General features: G+C 39.7%; 18 protein-coding genes and 2 pseudogenes. 19 read left to right on the top strand and 1 reads right to left on the bottom strand.

The genetic code is table 11. The features are described 5' to 3' along the window. Position 1: 1 nt before the first annotated feature. The 13 genes and pseudogenes from AC1TO5_RS10700 (at position 2) to AC1TO5_RS10640 (ending at position 11,696) form a co-directional block, all read left to right on the top strand. Positions 2–835, top strand: a complete 834-nt coding sequence (locus tag AC1TO5_RS10700; RefSeq protein ID WP_482062790.1) for an alpha/beta fold hydrolase — start codon at positions 2–4, stop codon at positions 833–835. 34 nt (positions 836–869) lie between these two features. After that, a complete protein-coding gene (locus tag AC1TO5_RS10695; protein ID WP_482062789.1) occupies positions 870–2,069 on the top strand; it encodes a class I SAM-dependent methyltransferase in 1,200 nt (399 codons plus the stop codon). A 115-nt stretch (positions 2,070–2,184) separates the two neighbouring features. Continuing rightward, complete coding sequence (locus tag AC1TO5_RS10690; RefSeq protein WP_482062788.1) at positions 2,185–3,864, top strand: sensor domain-containing diguanylate cyclase; 1,680 nt, start codon at positions 2,185–2,187, stop codon at positions 3,862–3,864. Between the two features lie 74 nt (positions 3,865–3,938). After that, complete coding sequence (locus AC1TO5_RS10685; protein ID WP_482062787.1) at positions 3,939–5,021, top strand: HD-GYP domain-containing protein; 1,083 nt, start codon at positions 3,939–3,941, stop codon at positions 5,019–5,021. Between the two features lie 162 nt (positions 5,022–5,183). After that, positions 5,184–6,227: a thiamine-phosphate kinase gene (gene thiL, locus AC1TO5_RS10680; RefSeq protein ID WP_482062786.1), complete on the top strand. Its 1,044-nt coding sequence runs from the start codon at positions 5,184–5,186 to the stop codon at positions 6,225–6,227. Positions 6,228–6,244: 17 nt separating this feature from the next. Beyond that, complete coding sequence (gene tsaE, locus AC1TO5_RS10675) at positions 6,245–6,733, top strand: tRNA (adenosine(37)-N6)-threonylcarbamoyltransferase complex ATPase subunit type 1 TsaE (protein WP_482062785.1); 489 nt, start codon at positions 6,245–6,247, stop codon at positions 6,731–6,733. Further along, a complete protein-coding gene (gene tsaB / locus AC1TO5_RS10670; protein WP_482062784.1) occupies positions 6,730–7,530 on the top strand; it encodes a tRNA (adenosine(37)-N6)-threonylcarbamoyltransferase complex dimerization subunit type 1 TsaB in 801 nt (266 codons plus the stop codon). Before tsaE ends, tsaB begins: the two co-directional genes overlap by 4 nt. Next, positions 7,527–8,018 carry a ribosomal protein S18-alanine N-acetyltransferase gene (gene rimI / locus AC1TO5_RS10665; protein WP_482062783.1) on the top strand — a complete coding sequence of 164 codons (492 nt, stop codon included), beginning with the start codon at positions 7,527–7,529 and terminating at the stop codon, positions 8,016–8,018. The genes tsaB and rimI overlap by 4 nt, the downstream gene beginning before the upstream one ends. Beyond that, complete coding sequence (gene tsaD / locus AC1TO5_RS10660) at positions 8,011–9,024, top strand: tRNA (adenosine(37)-N6)-threonylcarbamoyltransferase complex transferase subunit TsaD (RefSeq protein WP_482062782.1); 1,014 nt, start codon at positions 8,011–8,013, stop codon at positions 9,022–9,024. The genes rimI and tsaD overlap by 8 nt, the downstream gene beginning before the upstream one ends. 792 nt (positions 9,025–9,816) lie before the next feature. Then, on the top strand, positions 9,817–10,200 hold the full coding sequence (locus AC1TO5_RS10655; protein WP_482062781.1) for a response regulator: 384 nt from the start codon (positions 9,817–9,819) through the stop codon (positions 10,198–10,200). Further along, positions 10,184–10,516: pseudogene (locus tag AC1TO5_RS10650) on the top strand (substrate-binding domain-containing protein); the annotation flags it as partial. The gene AC1TO5_RS10655 and the pseudogene AC1TO5_RS10650, both read left to right, overlap by 17 nt. Next, a pseudogene (locus tag AC1TO5_RS10645) lies at positions 10,491–10,721 on the top strand (ATP-binding cassette domain-containing protein); the annotation flags it as partial. The pseudogenes AC1TO5_RS10650 and AC1TO5_RS10645, both read left to right, overlap by 26 nt. Before the next feature lie 315 nt (positions 10,722–11,036). Next, positions 11,037–11,696 carry a response regulator gene (locus tag AC1TO5_RS10640; RefSeq protein WP_482062780.1) on the top strand — a complete coding sequence of 220 codons (660 nt, stop codon included), beginning with the start codon at positions 11,037–11,039 and terminating at the stop codon, positions 11,694–11,696. A gap of 96 nt (positions 11,697–11,792) precedes the next feature. Here the strand turns inward: AC1TO5_RS10640 and AC1TO5_RS10635 are convergent, their stop codons facing one another. After that, entirely contained in the window at positions 11,793–13,730 is a 1,938-nt protein-coding gene (locus tag AC1TO5_RS10635; protein WP_482062779.1) for an ABC-F family ATP-binding cassette domain-containing protein, read from the bottom strand. A gap of 349 nt (positions 13,731–14,079) precedes the next feature. Here AC1TO5_RS10635 and AC1TO5_RS10630 point away from each other — a divergent pair, with 349 nt between their 5' ends. The 6 genes from AC1TO5_RS10630 (at position 14,080) to tatC (ending at position 18,128) form a co-directional block, all read left to right on the top strand. After that, entirely contained in the window at positions 14,080–14,670 is a 591-nt protein-coding gene (locus AC1TO5_RS10630) for a 5-formyltetrahydrofolate cyclo-ligase (protein ID WP_482062778.1), read from the top strand. Between the two features lie 20 nt (positions 14,671–14,690). Beyond that, positions 14,691–15,167: a cyclic pyranopterin monophosphate synthase MoaC gene (gene moaC, locus AC1TO5_RS10625; RefSeq protein WP_482063111.1), complete on the top strand. Its 477-nt coding sequence runs from the start codon at positions 14,691–14,693 to the stop codon at positions 15,165–15,167. A 60-nt stretch (positions 15,168–15,227) separates the two neighbouring features. Next, positions 15,228–15,716 carry a MogA/MoaB family molybdenum cofactor biosynthesis protein gene (locus tag AC1TO5_RS10620; RefSeq protein WP_482062777.1) on the top strand — a complete coding sequence of 163 codons (489 nt, stop codon included), beginning with the start codon at positions 15,228–15,230 and terminating at the stop codon, positions 15,714–15,716. Positions 15,717–15,790: 74 nt separating this feature from the next. Then, complete coding sequence (locus tag AC1TO5_RS10615; protein WP_482062776.1) at positions 15,791–16,852, top strand: molybdopterin-binding protein; 1,062 nt, start codon at positions 15,791–15,793, stop codon at positions 16,850–16,852. Positions 16,853–17,016: 164 nt separating this feature from the next. Beyond that, entirely contained in the window at positions 17,017–17,250 is a 234-nt protein-coding gene (tatA, locus tag AC1TO5_RS10610; RefSeq protein WP_482062775.1) for a twin-arginine translocase TatA/TatE family subunit, read from the top strand. A 65-nt stretch (positions 17,251–17,315) separates the two neighbouring features. Then, positions 17,316–18,128: a twin-arginine translocase subunit TatC gene (tatC, locus tag AC1TO5_RS10605; protein ID WP_482063110.1), complete on the top strand. Its 813-nt coding sequence runs from the start codon at positions 17,316–17,318 to the stop codon at positions 18,126–18,128. The last annotated feature ends 38 nt before the right edge of the window (positions 18,129–18,166 follow it).

The raw sequence follows: 18,166 nt of genomic DNA, 5'->3' as shown, positions 1-18,166 counted from the left end.
AATGGAAGAACAAGATTTGCTATTAACGTTAGCTACGAATACATATACGTTATTAAATGGTGAAACGATCGCATATTTCGATTCGGCGCCACAACCATCCGAGCATATGCCAACTATAGTTCTGCTACATGGATATTGTGGGAGCTCCGCATACTTCTCGAAGCTTATACCACTGTTAAGCGATCAATATCGTATTCTCGTGCCTGATCTTATCGGACATGGACATTCTACAGCTAGTGCGCAAGCGATCTATACGATGGAGCTTGCCGCCTCTTGGATCGATGAGTGGTTAACTAATATCGGAATAGCTAATATACATATATTGGGACATTCACTTGGTGGTTATATTACTTTAGCTGTTGCCCAGCGTAATCCGGGTTATCTTCGTTCGTTCGGGTTACTTCATTCCACTGCTTTGCCAGATAGTGAGCAGGCAAAAGCTAATCGCGATCAAGCTATTGCGACAGTCCATCAACAAGGCGTAGTAAGCTTTGTATCAGCCTTAGTTGTGAAGTTATTTGCAGCGCCTGAGCGACAAACAGAGTTGTTAGACTACTCGCAGCAGATTGGTACATTAGCGTCATCTCAAGCTGTTATTAGCTATGCGAGAGGGATGCAGCAACGAATAGACCGGACGTCAATAATTAGCAATGCTTCAATGCCAGTGCTACTAGTATCAGGCGGCAAAGATAAAGTGGTTAATTCAGAGGGCACGTTTGCTGGGAGTAATCAGCAAACCCACTGTCATATCATTGAGGAGTCTGGACATATGGGTATGCTAGAGATGCCAGTACAACTTGCAACAATCATTCAACAATTTGTGAACGAACAATAACAGCAGCACCTATTTGGAAGGGGATATACAACACGTGAACGTAGATAATCAGCTAATGGAATTGCATAAGGAGCTTCAGCCATCGTTAATAGCAGGTACGCTATATCAAGCGATTTTTAGCTCTCCGAAAATAAAGGGCGAGCAAATTGCTAATAAAGTTGTGATGCGCCCAATTCAATTAAAAGAAGGTTTATTTTATCAGTTTGAATCATACTATACTAATAAGGTGCTGCATCAAAATATAGCTGCAGCGGAAGCGATCGAAACGTTAATTCCTCTTATTCAAGAACAGTATAAGCAAATTCTTATTAAAGAGAAATCAACGCAGCTTCATATTCTTAGTAATAAAAAAGGTCAGCTTTCTATTAAAAGAAAACGTAATGAAGAGCAAGTTCCTGAGCAGACTATAAAGCCGCATAATCGCCAAAAGCGTCGTGTGCTTGAAGAAGGTACGCCAATTACGTTTCTTGTTGAACTAGGAATTATGACGGCTGAGGGGCGAGTTCATGCGAAGAAGCAAGATAAGTTCCGTCAAATTAATCGTTTTCTAGAAATGGTTGAAGATGTTCTTGAATATTTACCAACTGATCGCACGTTGAAAATTGTAGATTTTGGCTGTGGGAAATCGTACTTAACGTTTGCCCTCTATCATTATTTAACGGTCCAGCAGCAACGTAATATTGAGATTATTGGTCTTGATCTGAAGAGTGATGTTATTCAATTATGTAATGACCTTGCAGAAAGGTTAGATTATAAATCCTTATCATTTTTAGTAGGTGATATTGCTGAGTATGAAGGCTTATCGGAAGTGGATATGGTCGTTACGCTTCATGCTTGTGATACGGCTACAGATGCAGCGATCGGCAAAGCCGTCAATTGGGGTGCATCGGTTATTATGTCTGTACCGTGTTGTCAGCATGAATTATTTCCACAAGTGAGCAATGATATTCTTACTCCATTACTCAGTCAAGGATTGTTGAAGGAGCGTTTTGCGAGTTTAGCGACGGATGCGATTCGTGGTCAGTTGCTTGAAAGTATTGGTTATCGCGTGCAGATGCTAGAATTTATCGATCCTGAGCATACTCCGAAAAATTTATTGATTCGTGCGGTTAGACCGGAAGTATTAACTTTTAATGAACAAAAGTGGGATCAATACGTACAATTCAAACAATTTATCGCTGTTCAGCACACGCTAGAGGGAGTGCTGAAGTCTCGTTTACCGTTAAAAAACTAGTCTAAAGTCTCTTGTATTCATGTAGTCTACTGTTATTGTAATTGTAGTTTTATAAATAGTTTGATATAGTGGGATAAGTTGGATACATAAGTGGGTGAAATTGATGGGAATCACGATGTTAATCGATTTAGGTGTTTTTCTAGTCCTATTAGCCTTGCTAGTTTTTCTTATTTTTACTAAAACAATGTCGATACTTCATCGGGTGTATTTAGCGTTGCATCTTGCATTTATGCATTGGGCATTTTTGCAATTTGTTGCGGATACCACCTCATATTTACCATATAAATTTTTGTACTTACAAGCTTCTTATGCAGCGTTATCGCTAACAGGATTAGTTTCATTGGTATTAACATTGTATATTCTGAATAAAAGCTCCTTCATCAAAACCTTCACATTTAAATTAATATCGCTTCCATGCATAATTACTACTATATTTATATTAATTAATCCGAATGATCTCTTCATAACGTTATATCAAGTTGGTGATTCTGAAAAATTATCTGCATACGGTAAACTATTCGGTTTGGCGATTGGACAACTGTTTATTTATGTTATCGCCTCACTATGTATGTTAATATGGTCTTATAGCAAGTCAGGACAGCGAAGTGTAACTCGTAAACTAAGTAAATTCGCAATTATTGGAATTGGACTTATGTTTATTTTCGGTATCCTTGATCTTGTTGTTAATATTATTAATATTTCATGGTTCAGTCTATACTTCCCGATTTTATCGATTGGCATGATGTGTGCTGCTTCTTACATGACCTTTAAATTGAATCGAATCAATGTAATGGATATTATTAATCTGGCACATCGTGATGTTATGAATACGATGTCGGTCGGTATTCTTGTATTAGATCGAGATAATTTTATCGTTGAGATGAACCAACATGTGCAGGCGATTATTCCATTGCAAATTGGTAGCTTTTTCGATATTAGACGTATTCAAGAACATATTCCTGATACGGATTGGGGTAAGATCGAGAAACAATTCATTATTCGACAACATGATCCTTATTATAAGCTTGAATTTGAAGTATATACGAGAATGCCTAAAGAGAGTCATTTACAAGTTCAGTCTACTCCGATATTGAATCAAAGATCGAAGTTAATGGGCTATATGTTCACGATGCAAGAAGTGACGGAAATTAAGCAATTAGCGGAAAATACGAAGAAACAAAATATATTGCTACAGCAGCGAAATTCCGAATTAATTAAAACTCAAGAAAAATTATATGAAGCGAATAAGAAGTTAGAAAAGATTGCAGTTACAGATGTGCTAACGGAATGTTATAATCGAAGGTATCTTATGCAGTTTTTGGAGTATGAACTACCACGTAATATTACGAATAGAGTACCATTTACTATTATTATTATCGATATCGATTATTTTAAGCTTATTAATGATGCCTATGGTCATTTGAATGGGGATATTGTTCTTGTTCAAACAGCACGTAAAGTGAGTGAAACATTGCGCAAACATGATATATTAGCCCGATATGGTGGCGAAGAATTTATTGTGTATTTACCGCAGCTATCTAGAGCAGAGGCGCAACAAAAAGCTGAGGATATCAAAAATGAAATTGAATATAATCGAATATGGATTGAGGAAGTAAAGGATGAGATTTCAGTAACGATCAGTGTAGGGGTTGTAACGATTGAAGATTATGACCAATTTCACATTACTGATTCTAAAGTTCTATTACATGAGATCATGAGTTTAGCCGATACAGCATTATATGAAGCAAAATACAAAGGGCGAAATCTGATTGTCAATCGTAGTTTTGCTATCTAGAGATTAGGTCGTTATACAACATGTGTAACGACCTATAGATATTACTAGGCAGAGAAGAAAGCAGGGAAGTTGTAATGAAAAGATTGCACATAGATTTAGTGAGTGCAGGCGATGTTATTGCGAGAACTATCTTCCAAGAGAACGGGAATGTATTGCTTGGAGCAGGTGTTGAACTTACGGTTCGTTACATCGATAGACTTCGTAATATGGGCATCGATTATTTATATATTGATGATAAACTTACCGAGGATATTATCCCTGATGAACCGATTTCAGAGGCTACTCGTGCTGTCGCAGTCAATGAAGTATTTAAGACGATGAATGCGTTCAAAGATAATGAACTAGGTAAGGGAAGAATTATTGCTCCTAATATAGGAAAGAACTTTAGAGATGTTTTTGGAAGTATTATGTCCGATCTATCGTCTCGTCCCAATATACTTGTTAATTTGAGCAGCATACATTCGGCAGATTCTTATCTCTTTCAGCATTCGGTCAATGTCGCAATACTTTCAGGGATTATCGGACTTGCGAAAGGATTCAATCGCAACCAATTAGAGGAATTAGGTGTTGGAGCATTATTGTTTGATATCGGTATGACGAAAATGCCTGATAAGGTAATGAAGCAAACAGGGGATCTTACCAAAGCGGAACGTGAATTATTGGAAACACACCCTCGTGAAGGATTTGAAATTTTACGTAAGTATCATGATGTATCATTAGTATCAGCGCATTGTGCGTTGCAGCATCATGAACGATTCAATGGCTCAGGTTATCCAAGACAATTGAAAGGTGACGAAACACATATTTATGCCCAAATTGTCGGGTTAGCTGATATGTATGATGCTTTAATTTCTCCGCGTCCACATCGAAAACGCTATACAACAAGTGAAGCGATAGAGTTTCTCTTTGCTGCAGGAGGAACGTACTTTGACCATGAATTAATTAAATTATTTTGTAGTCATATATCAATCTACCCGATTGCGACTATGCTGCTCCTTAACACTGGTCAGACCGTCGTTGTTGTCCATAATAGCGAATTAGCTCTGCATCGCCCAACGGTAAGAGTATTGAAAGAAGCCGATGGCTCCACGCCTACAACGCCTTATCAATTAGATTTGAAAAATGAGCTTCATATTACGATTGTGAAGGAATTATAAATATGGTAGCTATAGGATTAGGTCATTCGAAGTTTCGTATGACCTATTTTGCTGTTTTGAACGACCTCTAGTAGTATTTGAAAGTAGCGATGATTAAGGTAAAATGAAGAATAGCATGGAGAGTAACCGATTCGATGACTAGTGAGGTAGGAGTGGAAGCTTGTGGATGAGTTTTCTCGAATTCGATATTGGAATGCCAAGCGGCAAGAGCAAGCCCTCAAGGTAAGCTTAGGCGTGAAAGTAGATATTGGTGACGATGCGGCAGTTGTAGCTTTGCCATATGAAGGCCGGCGGAATCAAAGTCAATATGAAACGCTATACACGGTAGATACGATGGTTGAAGATATACATTTCTCAAGCGAGACGACCGATTTTGAGCATATTGGTTATAAGGCATTAGCTGCGAATTTATCCGATATTGCTGCAATGGGTGGAATTCCTTTACATGCACTAATTGCGATAAGTATACCTGATCATTATTCAGCCGATCACGTCATGCAAATATATAATGGAATATATGATTGTGCGAACAGATATAAGGTGGCAATAGTTGGAGGAGATACAACGTCATCACCCCATAGCCTGATCCTCACTATTACTGTTATTGGCATGGTAGAGCAAGGTAAAGCTATTTTGCGCAGTGGTGCTAATGTAGGAGACATCGTATTTGTGACTGGTGTGCCTGGACAATCTGCTGCTGGCTTGCACTTTCTGCAGTATGCTAACACGAGTGAGTATCCAGTAGCACTCGTACAGTCGTTAATTCGCGCACATCAGCAGCCTGAGCCACATATACAGGCAGGAAGATTATTGAATGCATCTAATGCATGTCATGCTTTAAATGATATTAGCGATGGCTTAATAAGTGAACTTGCGGAAATTGCGAAAGCTTCTCATGTAGATATCGTTATTGACGAGAATAACATACCGCTATCGGATTATATGTCCCAATATGCTGGGCAAAGTGGTCAATCGATGTTTGATTGGGTTCTCTATGGTGGGGAAGACTATATTCTAGTTGGTACCGCTAGTCGAGAACAGTTTGCGAGCATTGAGACAAGCTTTCGTGAGCAACAACTACAACTCTACGCCATTGGAGAAGTAATAGCTGGAAATGGTGAAGTCTGGATGGATAGCTGGAATGATGGGCTTCAATTGCAGAAACGGAACCAAATTATGAATAGAGGATACAATCATTTTACATAAATGAGTGGTGATAGATAATGAATATTGAGCTGAAACAATGGGAACTGAATATGACATCACAGCAGCAAACAGAACAACTAGCAAGAACTTTAGCAGAACTGGCATGGGGTGGCATGGTTATTGCGCTAGATGGTGATCTCGGTGCTGGTAAGACAACCTTTAGCAAAGCATATGCAGATCAGTTAGGGGTGCAAGGTATTGTAAGCAGTCCTACATTTACTATTATTAAGGAATATGAAGGTAGAGACTTACCATTCTATCATATGGATGTATATCGACTATCGATAGAGGAAGCTGATGAATTAGGGTTGGACGATTATTTCTATGGTCAAGGTGTAACGGTCATAGAATGGGCTAGTCTTATTACTGACATTATGCCGCAGCACTATTTATCGTTATTCATTGAATATGTCGATGATGAGCAGCGCTTAATTACAATAAAAGCATACGGCGAACGTTATGTTGGCTGTTTAGAGAAATTGATAGATGGGAGCACATCACAATGATGAAACAGCATACGCTGCTAGCGATTGACACTTCAACTGCAACGATGGCAGGTGCTATATTGCAGCAGGGGAAAGTATTAGCGGAAGTTCAGACCGAAGCAGAGCGTAACCATTCTCTTCATATTATGACTAATATCGAGAGCATGCTGAAGGAAGCGAGCATGTCGGTTCGCGATATTACTGCGTTTGTTACGGGAATTGGACCAGGCTCCTATACAGGAGTTCGCATTGCGGTCACTGCAGCAAAGACATTGGCATGGAGTGCGGGGAAGCCGGTTATTGGTGTATCCAGCTTGGAAGGTCTAGCTTATGGCGCATCACTTCAAGCGCAAGTACAAGACCAATTACAGCATAGTACGGCTGTCATTATCCCACTGATGGATGCTCGTAGAGGACAAGTATATACGGCTTCTTTCCAAGCCGATGGCGCGGGTAAGTGGGATCGGCTGCATAACGACCACATTGTATTGATGAATGATTGGTGTCAGTTATTACAAGAGCAGCTTCAACATTATGGGCAAGAAGATGTGACAGAGCTGTGGTTTGTTGGCGATGTGCAGCTTCATGAGGAAGCGATAGAACGATTGACGATCATTGCTAATCAACAGTCGCTGACAGTGCGTAGCTTAACTACTGCGATGTACGGCGAGGCTATTGCGAAGTTAGGAGCAGCGAAGCTGTTACAAATGACGGAAGCGGAGCTTACGGCCGTTCATGATCTTGTACCTAATTACGCTCAACTCACAGAGGCTGAAGTGAAGCAAAATGCTAAGGAGCAGGAAGAGGGTCAAGCATGAACATTATAGAAAATGAACTTATTTTTCGAAAAATGGCGCTTGAGGATATCCCTTTTATTGTGCAAATTGAGCTAGATGCTTTTGAAACACCATGGACGGAAGAGGCTTTTCGTAATGAACTAATGAATAATTTATTTGCACAATATATGGTGATGGAATATAAGAACGAGATTATTGGCTACGCAGGTATGTGGATTATTATTGATGAAGCGCATATTACGAATATTGCGATCCTTACACCTTATCGCGGGTTTGGTCTCGGCAAGAAATTAATTTATGAAATTCAACGTACTGCACAATTTCTAGGTGCGGAAAAGATGACGCTCGAAGTTAGAGTAAGTAATATACGGGCACAATCGCTCTATCGTAAATTTGGTTTCGAGGATGCTGGTGTTCGTCCACAATATTATTCAGATAACAACGAAGATGCACTTATTATGTGGGCACAATTGCAGCAGTCAGTGAATGGAGTGAATGAACTTGAATAATGAACTAATTTTGGCAATAGAAACAAGCTGTGATGAGACAAGTGCTGCTGTTATTAGAGGCGGCAAAGTTATATGTTCTAATATCGTTTCTAGTCAGATCGATATTCATGAGCGATTCGGCGGGGTTGTTCCTGAAATAGCCTCCCGTAAGCATGTTGAAAGCATCACACGTATTATTGAACAAGCAGTAGAACAATCAGGCTATGAAGCGACAGATTTGCATGCTATTGCTGTAACCGAAGGGCCAGGCTTAGTTGGAGCACTATTAGTTGGAAATGTAGCAGCGAAAAGCTTAGCCTTGTCGCTGGGGATTCCACTCATTGCGACACATCATATTGCGGGGCATATTTATGCTAGTCAACTAGAGCATGATTTGCAATTTCCTTCGTTGGCGATTGTTGTATCAGGTGGTCATACGGAGTTAGTTCTTCTCCCTGAAGAGGGTAAATTCATTATTATTGGTCGAACGCGTGATGACGCAGTAGGTGAAGCCTATGATAAAGTTGCTCGTGCTTTGAAACTTCCTTATCCAGGCGGTCCTTATATCGATCGACTAGCACATCAAGCAGATGAAGTGATTGTGATGCCGAGAGCTTGGCTTGAGAAGGAAAGCTATGATTTCAGTTTTAGTGGCTTGAAGTCAGCCGTACTATCGCAAATTAATCAGCATCGAATGAAAGGCTTGGAATTGAATGAAGCAGCATTAGCGCGCGGCTTCCAAGAATCAGTTATCGATGTTGTTGTAACGAAAGCGCTACGGGCAGCCAAGCAATATGAAGTGAAGCAAGTTGTACTATGCGGTGGTGTGGCGGCCAATCGTGGGCTACGTGCTACGCTGCAGCAAAAATGCGAAGAGAAACGGATGCCTCTGATTATCCCATCACCAGGTCTTTGTACAGATAATGCAGCAATGATCGGTGCCGCGGCGCATGTGAAATATAAGCAAGGGGAGTTTGCGGGACTGGATATGAGGGCGGATCCAGGGCTTTCACTAGAAGCCTGGTGAGAGGAAGTTCAAAAAGCGGGCTTTGATAACGTTGTTTATGCTGACGTAGCATATTCGAGATCGAATATGAAACGAACTTGGAAAGTACGGTTCGCATGTACCAAACACGTACATTTGCGCTTCCGCCTTTCTCAAGTAACGTTCCATCTTCTCGGTTCTGAAAGCCCACCTTTTGAACCTTTATTTGAACTTCATTGGAAGCTTTGCACAATTGACCGCTCGTGTACTCGTGCCGTACACATTGCTGGGTTTTGTTGCATAGCTTGTGGTCACGAAGATTATGCTGACGTAGCTTTAACTAAATAAAAAATTAAAAAATGCAGCATACGATAATTTCAATCGTATGCTGCATTTTTTGTTGTTGTGTATATTGTTATCCACATAGTCACAAATGAATGTGGACAACTTCGTGAAACACAGTAAAATTAGGCGATTTTGAAAAGCTGAAATAAATGACGTTGTGTATAAGGTTTTCATCTATAAACAGTGAAAATTGTGGACAATGTGGATAACTCCTGTTAACAACTTCCAGTATTTTAACTGAATCTTAAAAATCCCTTCATAATTGCATTTTCTTAATAGCATTAATGACAGAATTGACTAACAATTTATACACTGTTGTTGATAAGTATGTTGATAACTTTAATTATTAAAAATTAGAAAATAGTTAATATTTTTCCAATTCATACTATGATAGGTGATTAATAATTGTATTTTAGTTTAGTCTTTCGATGAGACTATTTGCTGCAAAGAAGAATATCGAGTTGAATAAAAAGTTTAGGAGGAAACACTTTGTATAAATTACTCATTGTTGATGATGAGCCTGAAGTTACCGAAGGTTTGGAAGAGGCAATTGATTGGGAACGTTATCGTATTACTGGAATATATACGGCAACTAACGGCAAGGAAGCGATGGAATTGTTCGATCGTGTAGAGCCGGATATTGTTGTAACAGATATCAGTATGCCTTATATGAATGGATTACAGCTAACAGAATGGCTGAAAAAATATTACCCATTGACGAAAGTTATTATTATTTCTGGTTATGATGATTTCCAATATGCGAAGCAGGCGATTCATCTTCAAGTAGAAGAATATTTATTAAAGCCTTTTTCTAATGCTCAATTGCTAGAATTGATTATGAAAGTGATCGTGATGATCGATCAACCCAGTTGACCGTACAGCTGCTGGTGTCATTATTGATAAAGCGAAAAAAGCAAAGATTCCTGTCGTATTTCTTAACCGTGAGCCATTAGCAGATGATCTTGCAAAATGGGATAAAGCATACTTCGTAGGTGCGAAAGCTGAAGAGTCAGGTTCAAAGGAAGGTCAAATTCTTGTTGACTATTGGAACGCTAACCCTGACATGGACAAAAATGGTGACGGTACTCTTCAATACGTTATGCTGAAAGGCGAGCCTGGACACCAAGATGCTGAACTTCGTACAAAACACTCTTTATTAGCGATTGAAGAAGCGGGTATTAAAGTTGAATAGCTTTCCAGGAGTACGGGCACTAGATGATGTCACATTGAATGTGCGGCCAGGGACGGTTCATGCACAGATGGGAGAAAATGGCGCAGGTAAATCGACGTTGATGAAATGTTTGTTTGGTATCTATAGTCCCGATGAAGGTGAAATTTTAATTAACGGTGACAAAGTTGATATTAAAAACTCCAATGATGCATTGCGAAATGGAAATGTACAATAGATCGTAAAGTTATAATAAGCCCTCAATGATGAGCCTAGTTGTGCGCGACTGTTGAGGGCTTACGTTATAAAAAACAATTTCAAAAAAATGTTTATATTATTAATGATTAACGCTATAATATATGCAGAACGTACACCAACACCCGCGATATTCACTTCATATTACTGCTCGTATTCTCCACTAAGTTTACTCTGTTTCAAACTCTTATTTTTCAAAAAGTGAAAGCACCCAGCTCATAACATATGTATAAGGCAGTCGCACAAAGTTGATGGTTATAAACTTATTTAGATAGGAGGGCTATTATTGTATAGTCATATTCTTATTGTGGACGACCATCCAGCAGTAGGGATTGGAACGAAGGACATGTTAGAGCGCAATATGCGTGTCAGAGTTAGTTTTGTTCAATCAGCAAAATTAGCACTTGAGTTGATTAGTCGGCAACGAGTTGATATTGTGCTATGTGACTGGCAGATGCCAGTTATGAATGGGATTGAGTTATGCACGCTGTTGAAGGACAAGCAGCCTGATGTGAAAGTAATGCTATATTCTGGTTATGAAATGGAACCACACTTCAATGAAATGATGGATGCAAGGGTCAATGGGTTTATCGACAAAGCTAGTTCTAGTGATGAACTTATTCTATCAATACAAAGTATGATCCAAGGCTACGCTATAGTGCCAATAGAGTTGCTACAACGCTTACGTATTATGGATATACGAGCTTTTCAAAAGCTTATGCAGAAGCAAAACTCCTATATTACTGACAAAGAAAAAGAACTACTGGAGGCGATCTCGCATGGCTATAGCAATAGAGAACTAGCTGACAAATTCCATATTAGCCAGCGTGGAGTGGAGTATCAATTAAGTAAATTATTTGACAAATTAGAAGTTCGTTCGCGTGCAAAAGCTATTACAGTAGCCATTGAACTGGGATATATTCCAGCAAAAACCTCGAAAATGTAATCATATTATGATTACTGCACTAGTGAAACAGCTAGCTTAATGCAAGAAGCTGTCCCATACAGTAGAGTTCTCTACAGTGGAACAGCTTCTTCGTCGTTAAGCCATAACTTCTTCCCATTGCTCGTAGCAAAGATCAAGCGATTCCTTACGATTTGTTATTTCCGCTTGAATTTCTTGAATACGCATATAATCGTTGAAAATGGCTGGATCTGTAAGTTGAACTTCCCAGTCAGCAATTTGTTGCTCTAATTCGGCAATTTGTTGCTCTAACTGCTCTATTTTACGTTGCTTATTGCGCTCTTCGCGTTTCTGTTGCTTCTCAGCTTCATAGGATTGGACAGGGGATGTTGTCACTTGCTGTTGAACTGAGTTTTTATTGTTTTGTAATTTTGCTGCTTCAAGTCGAGCTTCTTCCATTTCGAGTTTTTTCTCCAGCATATCGTCATAATTTCCCAGGAAATAGCTAGTGCCTTGCGCTGATAGTTCGACAATGCGCTCCGACATCTTGTTCAGAAAGTAACGGTCATGTGAGATAAATAGTAAAGTCCCCTCATAATCAAACAAGGCTGACTCCAATACTTCTTTACTGAAGAGATCTAAATGGTTCGTAGGCTCATCGAGAATAAGGAAGTTCGCTTGAGCTAACATTAATTTGGATAACGAAACACGCGCTTTCTCGCCACCACTTAATGCTGAGATTTTTTTCAATACATCCTCACCACTGAATAAGAAGTTGCCAAGTACAGTACGAATACGAGCTTCTTCCATATGCGGATAAGTACCCCATACTTCTTCAAGCACAGTGTTATTATTGTTTAATACATTATGTTCTTGGTCGTAGTAGCCAACCTTCACATGAGATCCGAATTGGATGCTCCCTGTTGTCGGCTCTAATTGCGCGACAAGCGTCTTTAATAATGTGGACTTGCCGATTCCGTTAGGTCCAACTAGTGCCACCATCTCGCCGCGCTGCAATTGGAAACTAATATCGCTGAACAGTGGAGTAGCAGCATTAGGGAATTGCATAGACAGATGATTGACATTCAAAACTTCTTTTCCACTCATCCGTTCTACTTCGAATGAGAACGATGCACGTTTTAGATCACCTTGGGGGCGATCCATCCGATCCAGTTTGTCTAAAGATTTGCGGCGGCTCTGAGCACGTTTTGTTGTAGAGGCACGAACGATGTTTTTTTGAATAAATTGCTCCATTTTTGCAATTTCACCTTGTTGTTTTTCAAAGTGCTTCAGCTGAGTTTCATACTCTGCTTCTTTGATTTCAAGGTAGCGACTGTAATTACCAGTGTAACGCTTTGCTTGGTGACGCTCGATCTCTACGATAGTCGTCGTCATGGCATCAAGGAAGTAACGGTCATGTGAGACGACAACAATAGCGCCGTTATAGGAACGTAAGTATCCTTCAAGCCAAGTTAGTGTCTCAATATCGAGATGGTTGGTAGGCTCATCGAGCATTAAAAGATCAGGTGCTTGTAGTAAAATTTTAGCTAATGCTAATCTTGTTTTTTGTCCACCACTTAACGATGCGATCGGCATATCAAGTTCGAAAGTTCCAAATCCCATGCCGTGCAGAACGCTATTAATGCGAGTATTAATTTCAAACCCACCATTAGCTTTATACCAATCTGAACGTTGTGCATAGCGTTCAAGCACTTCGTTATATCTTTTCTCATCATCGTGCAATACAGGATCGGCAATTTTCAACTCTAGCTCGCGTAGTTCTTTTTCAGCAGCATAAAGATGGGAAAATACCGTTTGCATTTCTTCTATTATAGAGAGATGAGATTGTAGGCCGCTATTTTGGGCAAGATAGCCTAGCTTTGTTTCTTTCGCTTTATGAATTTCTCCGCTTTCAAAACTAATTTCGCCTGCGATGATTTTCAAAAGTGTTGATTTTCCGGCACCATTGACGCCTACTAGCCCAATTTTATCTCTCTCTAATACTTGTACATTAATATTTGAAAGGATTGTATCAATCCCGTAGCTTTTTGTAATATTGGATACTTGCAGTAACATGTCTTGTCCTCCATCAAAATGTAGTAGTATCTACGTCTATTTAACTACTATATAGTGTACCATAAGCTTGTTATTTAATGGCGTAACTTGTGCAACAATGGTACACTAATATCAATTGAAAACTATTTATTTCTTATAGGATTATGCTTTCGATGTAACTTTTCAATTCTATGAAGTTATATCAAGAAGCTAATGAAAAGTTTTAGGGTATGCTTTCGATGCGACTTTTCAATTCTATGAAGTTATATCAAGAAGCTAATGAAAAGTTTTAGGGTATGCTTTCGATGCGACTTTTCAATTCTATGAAGTTATATCAAGAAGCTAATGAAAAGTTTTAGGTGGTTATACTATGCAACAGTTATCGGTGCAAAAACAACAGATGCGGAAACGATTTGCGGAAATCAGAAAAAATGTCGAACATTTGGATGCGTATCAATGGTCCAAGGAGGCTACTGAGTATGCGATTAGTCTAGTTAAACAACATGGCTGGACACAAATTATGGTCTATATCCCATTTCGCAGTGAGCTTCAATTATGGCCATTCATCGAATGGTGCTGGGAGCATCAGATTACTATTATCGTGCCAAAATGCGAGGTGGCGACGCATACGATGCAACTATATCCATTATACAATAAAGAGCAACTGCGCCTAGGGGCGTATCATATATTAGAACCTAATTCTGAGCAGCTTTCGCCAATTGACATAATACCCGAAGCAGTGATTGTACCTGGTCTTGCCTATACAAAGGATGGATCGCGTTTAGGATACGGTGGAGGGTATTATGATCGTTTTTACGAGTTAATGGGACAACAGGAGCTGCAAGTTACTTGGATTGGTATAGGCTATGCACTGCAGATTACAGATCATATACCGATGGAGAAATTTGACATTAAATTGAACATTTTAATTACAAATGAAGGAATTACGAGATGTTCATAGAATGAAAGGAAGTAACGAAAATAGTGGAGTTCACTCATTTTAATGAACAAGGTAGAGCGAAAATGGTAGATATATCTGATAAAGAGGCTACAAAGCGCGAAGCTACGGCAACGTCAATGGTCAAGATGCTACCAACTACTTTACAGAAGATTAAAGAAGGCAAGATTGGTAAAGGCGATGTACTATCTGTAGCGCAAGTAGCGGGAATTATGGCAGCAAAGAAAACATCTGAATGGATTCCGATGTGCCACCCTTTAGCATTAAGCGGAGTTAACATTTCATTCACTGATAATGACATCGACGAGTTGTATATTATGGTGACAGTGAAGATTACCGGGAAGACAGGCGTAGAGATGGAAGCACTTACTGCGGCATCCGCCACCGCCTTAACGATATATGATATGTGTAAAGCATTGCAGAAAGATATGATTATAGGTCCGACGCAGCTTATGAAGAAAACCGGCGGAGTACACGGGGACTTTGAAAGAGTTGAATGATAGCCAGTGCTAGAACTATAGAAAGAGTAAGCTTTAGAAAGAAGGATGGAGGAATTGGAGATGCAATGGAAGGTTGCAATACTTACGGCAAGCGATAAAGGTGCACGCGGTGAACGTGAAGATGTAAGTGCACAGGTTGTCAGAGAACTAGTTGAAGATGAACTAGGTGGCCAGATCGTTGATTATCGAATTGTTCCAGATGAGCAAGATGAGATTATGGCAGCATTGATTGAGATGACAGAATATTATGGAGCAGATCTCGTTATTACGACAGGTGGTACTGGACTTTCAGCAAGGGATGTAACACCAGAAGCTACATTGAAAGTCATTGATCGTGAAGTTCCAGGAATTGCTGAAGCGATGCGAATGGGAGCACTGCATAAGACGAGACGTGCTATGCTATCTCGAGGCATATGTGGTACTCGTGGCAAAGCATTAATTATTAATTTACCAGGCAGTCCGAAGGGCGTATCAGAAAGCTTATTGGCCATTATAGATCAAATACCACATGCATTAGGAATATTATCGGGAGAGTTACTAGAGCATTAGAATAATGCTTGCGAATATACTTTTCATATGCGTGTAGTTGTATGTATATGGAAAGTTTTAGGAGATTAAGCAAGATGACACAATTATACGGACATGATGACAACGCTGTGGATTCACATACTACCATAACAGAAACCTCACTTAGGGAGGTTTCTGTTTATGATGCGATTGGACTAAGACTTGCACATGATCTGACGCAAATCATTCCAGGTCAATTCAAGGGTAGACTATTCCAGCGTGGTCATATGATTACAGAAGCAGATATTCCAAAATTACTTGATATCGGTAAAGAGCATATTTATGTGATGGAATTAGGTTCACTTGATCTCCATGAGGATGATGCTGCTAAGTTAATGGCTGATGCGTTGATGGACGAGCAGTTATTGCGTAATGAACCACATGAAGGAAAAGTAAGCGTCAAAGCTCATATTGCTGGCGTTGCCAAAATAGCGAAAGAAGTAGTCGATGCCGTTAATGCGATTGGCGAAATCGCACTAGCAACCATCGTTACCAATAAAGTGGTGAAGCAAGGAGGACAACTTGCTGCGACTAGAGCAATACCGCTTATTGTATCGAAAGAAAAGATTAAGCAAGTAGAGAGTATTGCTACGCAGTATCGTGAAAAATATGGGGTAGCACCAATATCGGTTGTTCCTTTACCAGCTAGACGTATAGGGTTGCTTACAACTGGTAGCGAAGTGTATAATGGCAGAATTAAGGATAAATTTGGACCTGCTGTACAAGCAAAGCTTGAGGCACTCGGGTCGACGGTTGTGGAGCAACGCTTCGCAACGGATGATCGTGCCAAAATTGTTGAAGAAATTCAATATTTACAAGCTAAAGGTTATGATATGATAGTAGTAACTGGCGGTATGTCTGTTGATCCAGATGATCGTACTCCAGCTGCTATTAAGGCGACAGGAGCGCATATTGTAAGCTATGGAACGCCTATGCTGCCAGGCTCGATGCTACTTATAGCCTATTTGCAGGATATAGCGATTATTGGCTTGCCGGGCTGTGTAATGCATGATCCTTACACTTCGTTTGATGTATTTCTTCCTAGACTATTACTAGGTGAGAAGATCGAGAAGGAAGATGTTGTCGCTCTTGGCTATGGCGGTTTACTTGGCTGCTAAGTTATATAAAAAGTTTTAGATGATGCTTCCGATGCGACTTTTCATAAGCAAGGAAGTAGATTCAAGAAGTATATAAAAAGTTTTAGGATTACGCTTCCGAGGTGACTTTTTATAGCGGGGAAGCACAAGCGAGAAGCATATAAAAAGTTTTAGGAGGAATAGTAATGGGTGGTATAGGTATAACTGGGATTATTTTATTAGTATTAGTAGCATTACTTTTGTTCGGGCCCAATAAGCTACCTGAGCTTGGACGAGCAGTAGGGCGTACACTACGCGAGTTTAAGACGGGCGCTAGTGAGATGATGGATTCAAACGACAAGAAGAGCGAGGATGTATCTCGCGTTGAAGTGAATCAATCAGAGCAATCAGAGAAAAACAATAAGCGGCTACCAGATTAGTTTGGTCCGCTTTTTTCTTGCTTGTTAATCAATGAAGAGAAAAGAGGGAAGTCGCGCGAATGAGTATGCCACGAAAACAATTGGAGCGTTTGGCTTCCGCCAGAGATCGATTGATGTCAGAGGAAGGATTAATGTCGATAGTTGAGCATCTAACCGAGTTACGTAAAAGAGTAGTATATATACTAATTATGATCGTATTAGGTCTTATATTCGGACTTGTTATAGCAGAACCAACGTATCAGTTTTTATTGAACGAAAAGCCAGCATCTGGCACGCTAGTCTTACATACGTTCTCATTCTGGGACGGTATTGGCATCTATATGCAGGTTGCTTTTGTTGTCGCATTGATTGTGACGCTACCGTTCACGGTACTGCAGTTATGGTTATTTGTGAAGCCAGCTTTATTGCCTCATGAGCAACGTTCAACATTGAAATATGTTCCACTTGCCGTATTTATGGCGTTAATTGGACTATCATTTGCTTATTTTGTCGTGTTTCCGTTGGCATTTGGCTTTACAAGAGCAGTTTCGGCGCGGTTAGGGTTAGCCGAAACATTTGGCGTTGTACAATATTTCGATTTTATGTTCAGTATTATATTGCCGATTACTTTATTATTTGAGCTTCCATTAGTCATTATGTTTTTGACAGCTATTCGTATTGTTAATCCAATTCGACTTCGGAAAATGAGGAAGATAGCTTACTTCTTAATGACGGTAATCGGAGTATTGATTACACCGCCGGACTTCATTTCAGATATTCTCGTTATTATTCCACTTATTGTACTGTATGAAATTAGTGTTTGGCTGTCGGGTACAGTGTATAAGAAGCAGCTATTGTCGGATAGTCAGTGGGTAGATGAAGAGGATGAAGCTAGATAGATATCGAAATTTAGGATAGGTAATTAGAAAAGAGAGTG

Source organism: Paenibacillus sp. Y930, from assembly GCF_056786375.1.
This window is presented reverse-complemented; position numbering and strand designations above follow the sequence as displayed.